Consider the following 16,418-nt stretch of genomic DNA (forward strand, 5'->3'; position numbering starts at 1 on the left):
TATATTTTATTAATTCTCGTAAAAGAATCGTGTTGTTTTTATGAATTTTATTGAAAATGAAATAAAAAAATGTTTTTCGGGTGAGAAATTTCATTTTTTGTAAAGAAAATAGATTTTTCGAATGTTTTATGGAATTGAAGATTTCGCTGCATCATGGTATAAAAATAAAAGCTATGTTCAACTCTTCAATTAACGTATACAAAACCGAGTGGCTCGATCTTGTATTTGCAAACCGCAACAAAAACTATGGTGCTTACGATTTAAGGTCAAAATCTTCAAAGATTATGACAAGGGCCCTTTTTGTATCTGGAAGTTTATTTGTACTTGCCTGTTTCTCTCCCTTAATTTATGCAAAATTGGTTCCTAAAGAAGAAGCGGTTGTAGAAACGGCAAAAGTTATAGACTTAACGAATGTGATTCACCAGATGAAACCGGATATGCCTAAACCAGAGGAGAAACCAGAGCCAAAAAAAGCAGAACCGGTAAAGGTAAAAACAGTAGCCTTATCTAATAATATAGTTGTCGTAAATAAAGTAAACCTTCCGGATCCGCCAACAATTAAAGAAATCGAGAATGCTGTGATCAGTGATAGAACACAAGATGGGCTAGTAGCTCCAAATTTGGTTATTCCAGATGCAAAAGGTAATGGAACAGGAACCGCTAAAGAAGGTACAGGAGAAAGTTCAAATGAAGTTGTTGGTTTAAATGGTGTTGACGAATACCCTGAATTTACCGGAGGGGCCAAAGCCTGGTCTAAATATATGGAGCGTAACTTAAGGTACCCGTCAAGAGCTCAGGATGAAGGCGCAGCCGGAAAAGTATTTGTGAGTTTTGTGGTGGAAAAAGATGGTTCAATTACTGATGTATCGGTAATTAAAGGAATCGGTTTTGGCTGTGATGAGGAAGCAATTAAAGTGATTAAAAAATCGCCGCTTTGGAAACCTGGAAAAAATAAAGGCGTTCCCGTGCGTGTAAGGTATAATATGGCCATTAACTTTCAGATTTCTAATTAGAAGGGGATGGATGATGTGCGATGGAAGATGTTGGATGGAAAATGGATGATGAATGATTTCTATTAACGCTCTTGGTTTTTAGGGGGATGTAGGGTTAGGTAAATTGAAACGGTTTGGGCGGTGCCCAGACCGTTTTTTTTCGATCCGTCGGGGTTGTTTCATAAATATGAAATGTCTTCCTGAGCTTGCCGAAGGACTTGTAAAAGTGCCTTTTTGGGCGTTTCGATAAGCTCAACGTGACAAAATCTAAAGATAATTGATTTATTAGACAGTCCCCTTATTAGCATGATAGATGCTGAAATAAATTCAGCGTGACGGTATTCCCCAGTTTGTCATTCTGAGGGTTAATTAATTGTTTAAAATCAATATGAGTGAGGTATAATTGTCTTCTCTTGTCCCACGGTGTGGTCTTGCCTCGGCTCGCCGCCGCCGAAGGGCTCTTTCTTTTTGGTGTCAAAAAGAAACAAAAAACACCGGCTGAAAATTTTTCTTTTGAAGCCAGTTGTTCGGCTAGAACAGTGCAGCCCGAAAAATTTGTTAGGCCGGATTTAAGCAGAACGGGGATATCATGCTATGGCCTAGCTGGGCGGAAATACTAAAGTAATTAAAGTTCTGATTAATAATGATTTGTAAAGTAAACATCAATGATAGTGCAGTGAAGAATCTTTAGCGATGAAATACCTCTATCGTCAATTTAACCATTGCAAAACCTTGATAAATTAAAAGATGTAAACACCTGTTAAAGATTCTTCGTTCCTCAGAATGACAGATTTTTGTAGAGAGATTTATCCGAATTAGATTTTCGATTCCGTTCGCAAGGAAAAAAAAATGGATGATGGTTTTTATTCCATCATCCATTTTACATCATCCATTAACTCTTATCCCTTGTTTTCAATCCACTTGCGTGCATTTACAAAGGCTTCCATCCATGGGGAAACTTCGTCTTTACGGCCTTGCGGATAATTTGCCCAGTGCCATTGGAATAATGAACGCTCAATGTGCGGCATCATCACCAGGTGGCGACCGCTTTCATCGCATAACATTGCGGTGTTGTAATCTGAACCATTCGGACTGGCCGGATAAGTTTCGTAAGCATATTTAGCTACGATTTTATATTTGTCTTCTGCGTATGGTAACGAGAATCTGCCTTCACCATGTGATACCCAAACGCCTAAAGTACTTCCAGCCAGGGTAGATAACATCACTGAATTATTTTCCTGTAAGGTTAACGATGTGAAAATACTTTCGTGCTTGCCGCTTTTGTTGTGCAGCATTTTAGGTTTTTCTGCGTGGTCTTTATTAATTAAGCCCAACTCTACAAATAACTGGCAACCATTACAAATACCTACTGATAAAGTATCAGGACGGGCAAAGAATTTCTCTAAAGCTACCCTTGCTTTTTCGTTGTATAAAAATGCTCCTGCCCAGCCTTTTGCTGATCCTAAAACATCAGAGTTGGAGAAACCACCCACTGCACCGATAAACTGAATATCTTCTAAAGTTTCTCTTCCAGTAATTAAATCGGTCATGTGTACATCTTTCACATCAAAACCTGCCAGATACATCGCATTGGCCAGTTCGCGTTCGGAGTTACTTCCTTTTTCACGAATAATGGCTGCTTTAGGTCTAGGTTTAGTTTCGTCGATTACCGGTTTTTTACCATCGAAAGTAAGTGGGAAATTGTAATTTAAAACGTGGTTTTTATAATTGTCGTAACGCTCTTTTGCTAAACCGTTACCTGTTTGTTTGTTATCTAACAGATAAGAAGTTTTAAACCAAACATCGCGTAAATGGTCGATATCAAAGTTGAAACTATCTGTAGCATTCTTAACTTCCAGCTTAGCTGATGTATTTACCTCACCAATTTTATGGAAAGTAACGCCAGCCTGAGCAAAAGTTTCTTCAACTGAAGCATCAGCCTGGAAAACGATACCGATATTCTCTGCAAATAATACTTTAATACTATCCGCTTCTGCTAAAGAAGACAAATCGATCGAAGCGCCTAAGTCGCGGTCGGCAAAACACATTTCCAATAGGGTTGTGATTAAACCACCACTACCAATATCGTGACCAGCTTGTATTTTATCAGCTTTAATTAACTGCTGCAAGGTATTGAAAGCTGTTTTAAATTGATCAGCTTCTTTTACATCAGGTGTTTCTGTACCTATTTTGTTTAAAATTTGTGCGAAAGATGAACCACCTAATTTATAAGTATCATTAGAAAGGTTGATGTAGTATATCGATCCGCCATCTTTCTGCAATACAGGTTCAACTACTTTGGTGATATCATCACAATTTGCCCCGGCAGAAATAATCACCGTTCCAGGTGCAATTACATCACCATCTTTGTATTTCTGTTTCATCGACAATGAATCTTTTCCGGTTGGGATATTGATTCCTAAATCGATGGCAAAATCAGAACAGGCTTTTACCGCTGCATATAAACGGGCATCTTCACCTTCATTTTTACAAGCCCACATCCAGTTGGCAGAAAGTGAAACACTTTTTAATCCATCTTTTAAAGGGGCCCAAACAATATTCGAAAGTGATTCGGCAATGGCATTGCGGCTACCAGCAGCCGGATCAATCAAGGCTGAAAGTGGCGCATGACCAACTGAAGTGGCAATCCCTTCTTTACCCTGAAAATCTAAAGCCATTACACCACAGTTATTTAATGGTAATTGTAAGGGGCCTGCACATTGCTGTTTGGCTACTCGGCCACCCACACAACGGTCTACTTTATTGGTTAACCAATCTTTAGCAGCCACCGCTTCTAATTGAAGCACTTGTTCTAAGTAAGTATTTAGTTGAGTAGTATCGTAATTAAGTGCACTGTATTTACGATCTACCGTGGTATCTTCCATTACAACTTTGGGCGAGCTGCCAAACATATCGGCCAACTCAAAATCCATAGGTTTTAAACCGGTAGTGGCCGATTTGAAGGTGAAACGGTGATCGCCGGTAACTTTACCTACAGTATACATAGGTGAGCGCTCACGGTCGGCAATTTTTTGTAAGGTTTCGATGTGCTCGTTGCCAATTACCAATCCCATTCTTTCCTGCGATTCGTTACCGATAATTTCTTTAGCCGAAAGGGTAGGGTCGCCAACTGGCAATTTATCCAGGTTAATTAACCCACCGGTTTCTTCAACCAGTTCTGATAAACAATTTAAGTGACCACCTGCACCGTGATCGTGGATTGAAATGATCGAATTGTGATCGCTTTCTACCATGCCACGAACGGCATTTGCAGCACGTTTTTGCATCTCAGGGTTGGATCTCTGGATGGCATTTAATTCAATGCCGCTTCCGTGCTGACCGGTATCAGCAGATGAAACTGCTGCACCACCCATTCCGATTCTATAATTTTCACCACCTAAGATCACGATATTGTCGCCTTCCTGTGGTTTAAGTTTTTGCGCCTGGCTGGCTTTACCGTAACCAATACCACCGGCAAGCATAATTACTTTATCGAAGCCAAGTTTTCTGTTGTTTTCTTCATGTTCGAAGGTTAAAACCGAACCTGTAATTAGCGGTTGCCCAAATTTATTGCCAAAATCGGTAGCACCGTTTGATGCTTTGATCAGGATATTCATTGGCGTTTGATACAACCATTGTCTTTCTTCAACGCCTTGTTCCCATGGGCGGTTATCTTCTAAACGCGAAAGCGCAGTCATATAAACGGCAGTTCCGGCTAAAGGTAAAGAACCTTGGCCACCAGCCAAACGGTCTCTGATTTCGCCACCAGATCCGGTTGCCGCACCGTTGAAAGGCTCAACTGTTGTCGGGAAATTGTGTGTTTCTGCTTTTAAAGAGATTACTGAATCGAAATCGCTAGTGGTGTAATAATCGGGCTCATCTGCACGTTTAGGTGCGAACTGCTGTACTTTTGGGCCTTTAATAAAGGCTACGTTATCTTTATATGCCGAAACAATATCGTTCGGATTTTCTTCAGAAGTTTTGCGGATGAGTTTAAACAATGAAGTAGGTTGCTCCACACCATCAATTACGAATTTTCCGTTAAAGATTTTGTGACGGCAATGTTCCGAATTCACCTGCGAGAAACCAAATACCTCAGAATCGGTCAAAGGTCTTTCTAGCTTTTTTGCTAATGTATTTAAGTACTCAACTTCTTCATCACTTAAAGAAAGGCCTTCCTGTTTATTGTAAGCCGCAATGTCTGTAATTTCTAAAATCGGTTCAGGTTTGATGTTGATGGTGTATACCTCCTGATCAAGCTTGTCGTATTTTTGAGAAAGCATCGGGTCGTAATCAGCAAAGTTTTCGTCTACCCGCTTAAATTCTTCAATCCTGATGATTCCCTGCATGTCCATGTTCTGGGTAATCTCTACAGCATTGGTACTCCAGGGGGTAATCATTGCTGCTCTTGGTCCAACGAAAAAACCTGTCAGGGCTGTTTCTTGCGAGATTTTGGCACCGCCAAATAACCATTCAAGTTTAGTAATATCAGTGGTAGAAAGCGCTTTGTCTGTTTGTAGAACAAAAATCGCCTGCGATTGACTAAGGAAGAAATGAATCATGCTTTTTTTTTGAAGTTGCAAAAATAGCGTTTAAAATTTAAAAAGCTTGTTGCAGCGTGCAATATAATTGCGCTTTTATTACTTTTGACGTTAATGTAACTCACAGATCGTCATTTCGAGCGGAGTGCAACGCAGTTGAGAAATCTGTTAAGATAGATCTCTCCACTCCGCGATGCTTCGGTCGAGAAGACGACTTTATTTAGAAGAAATTTTATAGAAATTGCTGCTGCAAATGTATTTTCTTATTAAATCAAATTTATGTTCAATAAAATCCATCACATTGCCATTATTTGTTCTGACTACGAAAAATCGAAAGACTTTTATGTAAATAAATTGGGTTTTACTGTTTTAGCAGAGGTTTACCGTGCGGAAAGGAAATCGTATAAGTTAGATCTTGCCGTAAATGGTGTATATCAGATCGAGCTTTTCTCTTTCGAAAATCCGCCTGCACGTCCATCCCGGCCAGAGGCACAGGGTTTGCGCCATTTGGCTTTTGAGGTGGAAGATATTGAGAAGGAGATTTCGCGGTTAAATGATCGGGGGATTGTGACCGAGCCGATCCGCATTGACGAATTTACGGATAAACGTTTTACTTTTTTTGCTGATCCGGATGGTTTACCACTAGAACTGTACGAGGTTTAAGATGAGTGTTTTTAAATTCAAGCAGTTTGAAGTAGACCAAACGGGCTGCGCCATGAAAATTAATACAGATGGGGTTTTAATTGGGGCTATGGTAAATCACCATGCGCCTAAAAACATATTGGATATCGGAACAGGTACCGGTGTGATTGCATTGATGTTGGCGCAACGTTTTCCTGACGCACATATACATGCAGTAGAAATAGACGGACTAGCAGCAGAAACAGCGGGAAGGAATTTCCAGTCGTCAGTTTTCAGTGAACGGTTAAGTATTAACCATATCGCAATTGAACAATATAACCATAATGAAAAATTTGATCTGATTGTTTCCAATCCACCTTTTTTTGTGAATGATTTAAAGAATGAGGAATTTAGGAAAGGAATAGCAAGGCATGCAAGTGAAGATTTCTTCAGCTTATTGGTTGAAAAATCAAACTCACTTTTGGCTGATAATGGGCAGATTTGGCTTATTTTACCGGTAAAACAGGCGGATGAAGTGATTGCAGTCGCATCACAATATGATTTATCGCTTGCTGAACGGATCAATATACATTCCGATGAAAATAAGCCAACTTTCAGGCAAATGATCTGTTTGAAAAAAGGCAAAACGCTTTTAAAAGAAAGTGATTTTAATATTTACCAATCTTTAAAGGAGCATACCAAAGCATATCAGCTTTTACTGAAAGATTTTTTTCTGGCTTATTAGAGTTGGTTTAAAATTAGATAAAATTATTTCGTTTGTCAGTTTATAAAGATTCTTCTAGCGCTCTATGCCGCGGGGCATGGTACTTTGGAGCGCCAAAGTACCCAAAGCGCTTTGTCAATCCAGCAATGTGGCCTCTCACCTTCCCACGCTCATCAAAAAAACAGCGGCACTTTGTTTTGTGTTCAATTCTTTTTAAAATTAAATTATCGCTTATGAACACAAAACCACTGCGTTTCAGGTTTGTTGGTGCCGTTTGTTTTATCCTGCAACTGTTTTTTTGATTCGTCTGCCACTTGGGATTGACAGCGTGCTTCGGTAAAACCTGTTTGTTTTCGAAAGGAAGTTAGCATAATGCCACAAAATCTATAAAAAAAATGTCCTAAGTAAATATGGGAACCACGGAATGTTCTGCCAAGCTAATTTTAAGCTTATTGCATAACGGATCGGAATTAATTCTCGATGACGACTCCTTGTAGCCTATCAATCCAAAAAACTCCCCAGTCATTTTAATTGATTTTTATGAAAAATTAAATAGGCTAATTTAATGGCTGAAAATTATGCCCTTTCTGATATAATTACAAATAATCTCATTATCATTTGTAATTTAGGAGGCATAATCTCACCTAAATTAAAATGAAACGTATTCTAAATGTGTTCTTGCTGTGTTTCATGGCAATATCTTCTCTTGCTCAATCCAAAAAACAAAAAACCGGCGATCCTTTAGCCGGGATTGATACTTTGCTAAACAGAATCTTGAAAGATCAGCAGGTAGCTGGTTTTGCAGTAGCTGTGGTAAAAGGAGATCAGGTTATTTATAGTAAAGGTTTTGGTTACCGCGATGTCGAAAACAAAAAACCAGTTACGCCTAATACACTTTTTGCTATTGGTTCCAGCACTAAATCTTTTACTTCAGCACTCATTGGATTGCAGCAAAAAGAAGGAAAGCTATCATTTGATGGCATTGCCACTTCTTATTTGCCGCAGTTAAAGTTTTATAATGATAATATGAACAACCAGATTACTGTGCGCGATATGATGTGCCACCGCACCGGTTTATCGCGTTATGATTTATCGTGGTTTATTTTTAATACTTCCAACCGCGATAGCATCATACAGAGGGTGCGTTACATGGAGCCAACTGCTCCTTTGCGCGAAAAATGGCAATACAATAACTTTATGTTTTTGGCGCAGGGTATGATTGTTGAAAAACTGACCGGAAAAACCTGGGAGCAGAACATTAAAGAAAAGTTTTTCGATCCTTTGGAGATGAACCGTTCCAATACTAATATTTTTGAATTCGAAAAGGATAATGATGCTTCTTTACCCTATACCATAAATGATAAAGGTGCTATTGAAAAGATCGATTATTTTAATATAGATGGAATGGGGCCAGCCGGAAGCATCAATAGTAGTGTAAACGATATGACGCATTGGTTAAAAGTGTGGATTAACGGCGGGACTTATAAGGGAAAAGAAATTTTACCCGTTTCTTATATTAGAGAGGCCGCAAGCTCTCAAATGGTAAGAGATGGAGGTCTGCCGGCAAAGGACAATGATATTTACCTGTCTACTTATGGTTTTGGCTGGATGATCAACTCCTACCGAGGTCATTATATGGTAGAGCATGGGGGTAATATTAATGGTTTCTCGGCTAGTGTATCCTTTTTTCCGACCGATAATTTGGGTATTGTAGTTTTAACCAATCAAAACACCTCAGGTGTTCCGGAAATCGTATACAGCAGTATTGCCGATAGGGTGTTAGGATTGAAAACTATCGATTGGAATGGGAGGGTTACTAAAGCTAAAGCAGAAGCGAAAGAAAGGGAGAAGGCAGCTAAAAAAACAGCTGAAAGTGCCCACGTTTTAAATACCAAACCTTCACATCCTTTAAAAGATTACGATGGGCTTTTTGATAATCCTGCTTATGGTGTAATCAATGTATCGTTTAAAAACGATACACTTTTTGCTATGATGGGAAAAGAGAAACTTTTGCTTAGGCACTATCATTATGATGTGTTCAGTATCAGCGGTATCGATAAAAAAGGGAAGATTGATACTGCAGAAAGTGATTTGCGTTTTAATTTTATCAGCGGACAAGACGGCAAAATTGAAGGGATCAGTATTCCGCTTGAGAGGGCAATGAAACCAATCATGTTTATATACAAACCAAGAACTGTTGAGTTGAGTGCTGCAGACTTAGAAAGTTATACCGGTACTTACGGCGAAAAGGGGATGGCTAAGGTGTATTTAAAAGGCAAAATTTTATTTGTTTCAGTGCCTGGTCAGCCAGAATATGAAACCATTTCGGTAGGAAATGATACTTTTAATTTTAAAAATCTAAAAGGCTTTAGTTTAAAATTCGAGAAAAAAGAGGGCATATCAAAAGCTTCGTCCGTTTCATTTATACAACCCAACGGAACATTTAAACAGTTAAGACAAAACTAGAAGAACAACCAGATCATCGGACTTGATTATGATCTCTTCGCGATGATAATATCCTATAATGAAAAATGATGATTTATTGGGATTTGTTTACCGTTTAAGCTAAAAAGCTTCTTTTTTATAGCTGTTTTTAAAAGGACGAAAAATAATTTACCCGCAAATAAAAGTGTAAAACACAATGGATATTAACTTTACATCATGAAAAAAATAGGATTAATTTCTGATACACACGGTTTTTTAGATGATGCGGTTTTTAAACACTTTGATGGGGTGGACGAAATTTGGCATGCCGGAGATTTTGGCCCCAATGTAGCCGAACCTTTAGCCGCGTTTAAGCCTTTGCGTGGGGTGTTCGGAAATATAGACGATGGTACGATCAGAGCGGAGTTTCCTGAGCAAAATCGATTTAGCTGCGAAAGTGTAGATGTATGGATGACGCATATTGGTGGCTATCCGGGTAGATATTCTTCTTTTGTAAAGCCGGAAATATACACTAACCATCCTAAATTATTTATTACCGGGCACTCGCATATTTTGAAAGTGATGTATGACGAAAAAATAAAATGTTTGCATATAAACCCCGGTGCAGCAGGTAAACATGGCTGGCACAAGGTGAGAACCCTGATTAGATTTTGCATTACTGATGAAAATATTCATACCTTAGAGGTCATAGAGTTATCGGGTAGATAATGTAAAATGTACACTAAGTATGGTTTGTGGCGTTAAAACACTAGGACAATTTATTATAGAAAAACAGGCAGATTTTCCTTATGCCAAAGGCGAACTCTCCAGGCTGCTAAGAGACATTGGTATTGCCGCAAAAATCGTAAATCGGGAAATAAATAAGGCAGGTTTGGTTGATATTCTTGGCGATATGGGCACTACGAATATCCAGGGAGAAGAACAGAAAAAATTAGATGTTTATGCTGATAAGCAGTTTATTGCTGCACTAACCAGTGGTGGTGAATGCTGTATAGTGGCAACTGAAGAAGAAGACGAGATTATTCATATTGAATCGCCGGTTTCGCAGAATGCCAAATATATTGTTTGTATCGATCCATTAGATGGCTCTTCAAACACGGATGTGAATGTAGCAGTTGGCACTATTTTTTCCATTTACAGAAGGAAATCGCTTGAGGGGAGGGCCAGTTTGGAAGATGTATTGCAAAAAGGTACACAACAGGTTGCTGCCGGTTATATTATTTATGGCTCATCAACCATGCTGGTGTACACCACCGGAAAAGGTGTTAATGGTTTTACGTTAGACCCATCAATCGGCGAGTTTTGCCTTTCGCACCCGCAGATGAAAATACCGGAAACGGGCTATATGTACTCGTTAAATGAAGGTAATTATGTGCATTTTCCTGATGGGGTTAAAAAGTATATTAAATACTGCCAGGTAGAAGATGAGGCGACCAAACGGCCATACACATCCCGTTACATCGGATCAATGGTAGGCGATATTCACCGGAATTTAATTAAAGGCGGGATTTATATTTACCCTACAACCTCACGTTCGCCAAATGGAAAATTAAGGTTGCTATACGAATGTAATCCAATGGCTTTTATAATTGAACAGGCTGGGGGCAAGGCCAGTACAGGTTTTGAGCGGATCCTCGAGATTAACCCAACTGAACTGCATCAAAGGGTTCCGATTTTTATCGGATCAAAAAAAATGGTCGAAAAAGCCGAAGAAATGATGTTGCTATACACGGCAAAATCGATCTCTGTTGAGGCTAAAGTAGATGCTAAACTGGAAGATTTAAATATTATCGGTGGATTGGATTAAAGCTGTGCTTTACTTCTTTCTACCTCAAAAAAAGTATCAATCGCTAAATTTTGCTTGTCTTGCGAAGCAAAAACAGCTAAACGGTCGCAACGCTCATTCTCCGGATGATCGTTGTGACCTTTAATCCAGATGAATTTAACTTTATGAAGTTTATATAATTCAAGGAAACGCATCCATAGGTCTTTATTTTTTTTGTCTTTAAAACCTTTGCTCACCCAGCCGAAAACCCATTTCTTCTCCACTGCATCTACCACATATTTTGAATCGGAGTAAACGGTTACCTGTTGATTTAAGCTTTTTAACGCTTCTAATCCTTTTATTACAGCCAATAGTTCCATGCGGTTATTTGTGGTCATTCTAAAGCCACCACTTAATTCTTTGTAGTGTTGTCCTGCTCTTAAAATTGTACCCCAACCACCTGGTCCGGGGTTACCGCTAGCTGCTCCGTCTGTATAAATTTCGATCATAAACGCTGTAAAGTTATGTTTTTAGGTTTAAAATAGCTTGTTTTATCTGCTGATGAAATTTTTTTTCAATTTCAAATAATTGAATGTTAAGGAATTAAAAATTTGTTGTAAAAACTTTGAAAAAAATATTTGCAACGAATATTAAAAGTTGTACTTTTGTGACACTAAAAAATACGGTGGTTGTAGCTCAGTTGGTTAGAGTATTGGTTTGTGGTGCCGAGGGTCGTGGGTTCGAGCCCCATCAGCCACCCTTTATGGGGCAAAGTCTTTAAAACAGATTTTGCCCCTTTTTTTAGCATGTAATTCTTTGTTTTTCAGGTAGATAAGCTCTGCCGCTTCGTTCATCTTTGTTGTTCGACATCCCCCTCAGAATAGGTCAATTTTTCTGGATATAACTCCCTACTAGGTATCTTTTGCCCTCTACGCCCGCATTTTCATAAAATTTGTCCAATTGCCGTAAGCCGTCAATTGCCTCTTGCGCTATTGGTTTGATGTCTAAAATCACGGCTGGTAGCCACAGGCCTGCAAGTTTTGGAGCTCTTGGACAATCAGCGGGTTGATTTGATTTTAATGGACATTCAAATGCCGGATATGGACGGGATAGAAGCCACTAGGCAAATTCGCAGGGAACAAAAACACCGGGTAATCATCTTGGCGATGACAGCAAACGCTATGGCTGAAGATGCGGTGTTGTGTCTGGCAGCGGGAATGGATCATTATATTTCCAAGCCTATAAGTATTGAAAAACTGATAACTATATTGCAGCAGGTATCGAGGGAGGTTAGGTAAAGACGATGATAACGTGTGAGGCGTAGACTTGTGTTGTGTTTACGATGGACTGGGAGGATCATAGTATCGGATGCCTTTTTGGCACCGACGGTTTGGGAACAGGGTACGCTTCGGAGCGCTAGGAATCGAGCGGGGCCTTGCCCCCTAAGATGGGCGAACAGATCGAGCAGGTTTGCAGTTTTCCCATAACTGGTGAATTTGCCTTACTGAACGGTTTGCCTGTTGTTTTTTGTTTGCCGTTGTCACCGCAGTTACTACAACGCTTGCCTTTGCAGGTGGGAGAACAATTGCGCATTGCCTTTTACGATGAGGCACTCAATCAGTTGGTATTGCACTTTCACGAGTTCTTTTCTTGAAAAAATAAGCGATCTTAAGATTTGCAGAAATTCGCTAGTTTGATTGCAAGTTGTTTCTAGAGTTTTTTTCTAATAATAAGTTATTGTTCTTTTGATTAAATTTTTAGATTCTCTGGTTGATTTACGATCAGTTGAAATTTTGTTGTTTTCTTCTGTTTTTTCTATCCAATTGTTGTTACAGTCGTATTTGTATGTTATTAATTTTATTTCTTTTTTAATTTCATCAGAAATTGAAATACCTGTCCTTTTTGTTAAATCTCCATTTTCATTATATTCATAAAAAAATTCGTAACCATCCGTGTAAATATCATTTTTGAATTCTCTTACCAGTTGATTTTTAGAGTTGTATTCAAATTTTATTTTTGTATAAATTTTATTTTCATTATCTATATAAATCTCTTCGGTTACTTTATTATTTTTATTTAATGTGTTTTCTTGACGATGTGAAAAAGTGAATGTTTTGCTATCTTCATTATAACGGAAAATCTGTTGTATTTCTTTATTCTTTTCATAAGAGTAGTCCACATAAAAACAGGTTTTATTTAAGATTTCTTTATCATCTTCTATGGCTTTGAAAATTTCTTTTTTACGTTTATTGTTAGCATCATATTCATAATTCCACTCTTTGTTTTTTGCACCGCCTCTTAATGCGCTAAAACCATTATTTTTTATCAAAACGTCATTTTTATAAAAAAATTCGTTTACTACAATTGCAGTGTCTTTTTCTTTTATATTTAAAACAATTGATTCTTTTATAAGATTCTCTTTTTTGTCATATTCATTGATTTTATCTTCTCCAAATGTATAGGTTCTTTCAGGTTTGGATCCAGAAAAGTCATAAAATGTTATGTTCTCAATTTTAATATGTGATTTTCCTTTAATGGGTATACAATCTGTTTTTTCTTGTCCATTACACGACATTATAAATGGCATATTAAGTAGTATTAAAAGTTGTTTCATCAATTGTTTCTTTAATCTGAATTTCGTTTTGGTTGTTGTAAATAATAATTCATTGTCTTACTTTTTAATCAGTTACTATTTTTTTTCTACCCGCTTGAATTGGTCGTTATCTACACTTCTGTTTCCACCTGAAAAAATAAAAATTATGGCTTCGTTTACCTTTCCGGTAACCAAAATTAAATTTCCATTGCAATCATTTCCAATAATTGTTTTAGTTTCATTGTTTAGATAAAATATGGGAAAAAATGGGTATAAAGTTTGTTTTTTGTCGATTGAAAAAAAATTATCTTTAATTTTTCCTTTTAGATTAAATTCTTCAATTACGTTTTCATCTGTCTCATTCAATAATTTTATATTGATGTTCTCATTGTCCAATAAAGTTAGTTTAACGTTATGATTTTCTTGGTTTAGTGTCGTTGGTTTATCGCTGTAACTTGATTTAAGTGTTGTCCACAATTTTTTTGGCAAACTATCTTTTAACCCATTACTGTAAATGCCGTTAAATTTATTCTTGTCAAAATCAGAAATTTTAAAATTATTTTCACGAATCAATTTTTTAGTCGAATAACAACTGGATAATGAAATCATAAAAATAAGCAGCATTATTTTGATTGTTTTCAATTCTGTTTTTTTAATGGTGAAATTTTTTTCGCTTTTTATTGTAATAATTACTTATTAATTTAAAAAATGGTTTAGGTATAGTTCTGTGATATATAATATTCCTATAAAAATTATTATTCCGATATTAGAAACAGCATATTTTACTTTATCATTACTAAATAATTTAAACATTTCAATCAATAGAAAAATCCCAAGTACTATCAATAAAATAAATGCTAAAAAAAGAGATTCATTTATTCCAATGCCACTATTTCCACTTTGGGTATCAGGAAAAAAAATTAAACTAGCAAGAATTAAAATGGGAATAATCCCAAATGCAGTTCTAATTAAAATGTGTTTTTTTAAATCTTGTTTCATTTTGTATTATTTTTAGTCGTTCCTGAAATTACTGCTAACCATTGTGGACTTGGAGATTTGGCAGATTAGAAAGCCTAAACTTTCAATCATCACTAAATTTTAATAAGTAATAAACTTATTTTATTACTTAACCCACCACATGAACAAACCGATTTTAGCAGTAGTTTTTATTTATCTATTTTTTTAGTTCTTTATATAGTTCAACAGGAAGTTGTTGTTTTTTTGTGTTTTTTTCATCATCTATGTCAATAAAAGCATTTACTCCACAATCGTCAACTTCAGTAATATTATTACTATTGCAAGACCAATCGCCAATGTTTTTTACTGTAATACCTAAATCGTCAATACAACCAGCGCTTTCGAGCATTCTAGAAAATTTCGTTTTTTTGTAGTTTGTTAATTTATCAAAATTGGTAGAAATAGAAAATCCGCGCATTTCAGGATTGGCAAATTTTACAATTCTATAAACTGGAACCCCACCCCAATCTATTGTTTTCCCTTCTGGCAATTCAATCATAATTAGTTTATTTTCATTCATTAACTTCTCTTGTTGGCCTTCTTTAAAAAAATGCTCATAAATCAATTTTGTGCCTTTTGGTACTAGAATCTTCTTAACAGTTATTTGTTCATTAGTAATAAAAAATGGATTCTCTGAATTTCTTCCTCCAGTAGGATTTCCCATGTTACTTATTCCACCTAATACATATGTAATGGTGTAATAAATGGCTATAATTAATACTATTCCACCTAAAATCAAATAATTTTTTTTGCTCATATCATTTTTGAATGTACTGTAATGTGTTATGAGTTCTGCCAAAGTCTTGTCGCTAGAAGATGGTTGCAACTTAGTAGCAGACTATTTCGTGCCAAGACGAATATATGATAAAATACGCTAATTCCACTAAAAATCTCCCTTACACTCAGGTTCGTTCGCTTAAGTTTAGAGGTTGTTTGAGTTAAAAATGTTTAAAGCTAAAACGATGTCTTTGTTAGCTTAGTGTGACGAAGCAGTTGAATTGTGTGCGTTCAGCTTTTCGAAATGGGTGCCATCTAATAGCGCTTTTTGACAAAAGAACGGGAAAGGATTGGGTATTAGGATCGTTTAACTGTTAGCCCGCAGTTAGGCTTTCGTCAGAGAATAATTAAATAGAGTTGTGTTTTCGGCTAACAAGGAAATCATCTGGGCTTATGACAATAGCAACGCTGGTGGTTCTACAGGGGGACTTTTTCATTATGATCCGGATTATGATATTGGTGGTCTGTTGATTCCGTCAGCAGAGTTTAAATCTCTACTGGCAGATAACGACTTACGTAAGACATTCCTGAAGATGAATGAGGTTTCTGGTTTTGTGGAAACTACCAAATACCTGTGCAACAATTACGATGAGTATACTTATGCACCAATGATTTATGTGCGATTGGCTGAGCTCTATCTGAACCGGGCAGAGGCATCTGCAAAACTCAATGATTTTGTAAAGGCGAGGGCGGACCTGAAAGCCGTGCATAGCAGGGCTGGCCTGTCTGGTGCTGATATTGATAATTTGACGAATTCCAGCATACTTGCTGCAGTACTGAAAGAGAGACGGATGGAGCTGGCCTTTGAAGGGCATGGAAGTTACGATTACTTCCGCAATGGCTTACCGATGACGAGGATTGCGGCAGACAATAACGGAACTGCTAGTACTGTTAGTCCGAATGATGCTGTAGTGGTCTTCCAAGTACCAAGAAACTAGTTAAA

15 protein-coding genes and 1 tRNA gene are annotated in these 16,418 nt (G+C 37.3%); 10 read left to right on the plus strand and 6 right to left on the minus strand.

Annotated features, from left to right (window positions below; all coding sequences use genetic code 11):
• Nucleotides 1-173: 173 nt before the first annotated feature.
• The gene (locus tag BCL90_RS05795) at nt 174-1,013 is read left to right on the plus strand and encodes an energy transducer TonB (protein ID WP_166792178.1); all 840 of its coding nucleotides are present in this window, start codon (nt 174-176) and stop codon (nt 1,011-1,013) included.
• Between the two features lie 878 nt (nt 1,014-1,891).
• Here BCL90_RS05795 and purL read toward each other — a convergent pair.
• Complete coding sequence (gene purL, locus BCL90_RS05800) at nt 1,892-5,554, minus strand: phosphoribosylformylglycinamidine synthase (RefSeq protein WP_121283054.1); 3,663 nt, start codon at nt 5,552-5,554, stop codon at nt 1,892-1,894.
• A 258-nt stretch (nt 5,555-5,812) separates the two neighbouring features.
• On the opposite strand from purL, the gene gloA2 reads away from it, so the two are divergent.
• From gloA2 to fbp, 5 genes are all read left to right on the plus strand, one after another.
• Nucleotides 5,813-6,196 carry an SMU1112c/YaeR family gloxylase I-like metalloprotein gene (gloA2, locus tag BCL90_RS05805; protein WP_121283055.1) on the plus strand — a complete coding sequence of 128 codons (384 nt, stop codon included), beginning with the start codon at nt 5,813-5,815 and terminating at the stop codon, nt 6,194-6,196.
• Nucleotide 6,197: 1 nt separating this feature from the next.
• Nucleotides 6,198-6,899: a tRNA1(Val) (adenine(37)-N6)-methyltransferase gene (locus BCL90_RS05810; RefSeq protein WP_121283056.1), complete on the plus strand. Its 702-nt coding sequence runs from the start codon at nt 6,198-6,200 to the stop codon at nt 6,897-6,899.
• Nucleotides 6,900-7,532: 633 nt separating this feature from the next.
• Nucleotides 7,533-9,344: a serine hydrolase gene (locus BCL90_RS05815; protein WP_121283057.1), complete on the plus strand. Its 1,812-nt coding sequence runs from the start codon at nt 7,533-7,535 to the stop codon at nt 9,342-9,344.
• Nucleotides 9,345-9,539: 195 nt separating this feature from the next.
• A complete protein-coding gene (locus BCL90_RS05820) occupies nt 9,540-10,031 on the plus strand; it encodes a metallophosphoesterase family protein (protein ID WP_121283058.1) in 492 nt (163 codons plus the stop codon).
• Between the two features lie 19 nt (nt 10,032-10,050).
• A complete protein-coding gene (gene fbp / locus BCL90_RS05825) occupies nt 10,051-11,130 on the plus strand; it encodes a class 1 fructose-bisphosphatase (RefSeq protein WP_121283059.1) in 1,080 nt (359 codons plus the stop codon).
• Here fbp and rnhA read toward each other — a convergent pair.
• Complete coding sequence (rnhA, locus tag BCL90_RS05830; protein WP_025146124.1) at nt 11,127-11,597, minus strand: ribonuclease HI; 471 nt, start codon at nt 11,595-11,597, stop codon at nt 11,127-11,129. The two genes, fbp and rnhA, sit on opposite strands and share 4 nt — an antisense overlap.
• Nucleotides 11,598-11,773: 176 nt before the next feature.
• Here rnhA and BCL90_RS05835 point away from each other — a divergent pair.
• From BCL90_RS05835 to BCL90_RS05845, 3 genes are all read left to right on the plus strand, one after another.
• Nucleotides 11,774-11,847: transfer RNA gene (locus BCL90_RS05835), tRNA-His, on the plus strand.
• A 257-nt stretch (nt 11,848-12,104) separates the two neighbouring features.
• Nucleotides 12,105-12,386 (plus strand): response regulator, encoded by a 282-nt coding sequence (locus tag BCL90_RS26205; protein WP_121283060.1) that lies wholly within the window; start codon nt 12,105-12,107, stop codon nt 12,384-12,386.
• A 149-nt stretch (nt 12,387-12,535) separates the two neighbouring features.
• Nucleotides 12,536-12,742 (plus strand): hypothetical protein, encoded by a 207-nt coding sequence (locus BCL90_RS05845; protein ID WP_121283061.1) that lies wholly within the window; start codon nt 12,536-12,538, stop codon nt 12,740-12,742.
• A 69-nt stretch (nt 12,743-12,811) separates the two neighbouring features.
• Here BCL90_RS05845 and BCL90_RS05850 read toward each other — a convergent pair whose 3' ends face one another.
• From BCL90_RS05850 to BCL90_RS05865, 4 genes are all read right to left on the minus strand, one after another.
• Entirely contained in the window at nt 12,812-13,702 is an 891-nt protein-coding gene (locus BCL90_RS05850) for a hypothetical protein (protein ID WP_134380586.1), read from the minus strand.
• Nucleotides 13,703-13,777: 75 nt separating this feature from the next.
• A complete protein-coding gene (locus BCL90_RS05855; RefSeq protein WP_134380589.1) occupies nt 13,778-14,323 on the minus strand; it encodes a hypothetical protein in 546 nt (181 codons plus the stop codon).
• Between the two features lie 54 nt (nt 14,324-14,377).
• Nucleotides 14,378-14,680: a hypothetical protein gene (locus tag BCL90_RS05860; RefSeq protein WP_121283064.1), complete on the minus strand. Its 303-nt coding sequence runs from the start codon at nt 14,678-14,680 to the stop codon at nt 14,378-14,380.
• A gap of 175 nt (nt 14,681-14,855) precedes the next feature.
• Nucleotides 14,856-15,455 carry a hypothetical protein gene (locus BCL90_RS05865; protein WP_121283065.1) on the minus strand — a complete coding sequence of 200 codons (600 nt, stop codon included), beginning with the start codon at nt 15,453-15,455 and terminating at the stop codon, nt 14,856-14,858.
• Nucleotides 15,456-15,834: 379 nt separating this feature from the next.
• On the opposite strand from BCL90_RS05865, the gene BCL90_RS05870 reads away from it, so the two are divergent.
• Nucleotides 15,835-16,413: a RagB/SusD family nutrient uptake outer membrane protein gene (locus BCL90_RS05870; protein ID WP_121283066.1), complete on the plus strand. Its 579-nt coding sequence runs from the start codon at nt 15,835-15,837 to the stop codon at nt 16,411-16,413.
• Nucleotides 16,414-16,418 lie beyond the last annotated feature (5 nt).

Source organism: Pedobacter alluvionis (assembly GCF_003664035.1).
GTDB classification, from domain to species: Bacteria; Bacteroidota; Bacteroidia; order Sphingobacteriales; family Sphingobacteriaceae; genus Pedobacter; species Pedobacter alluvionis.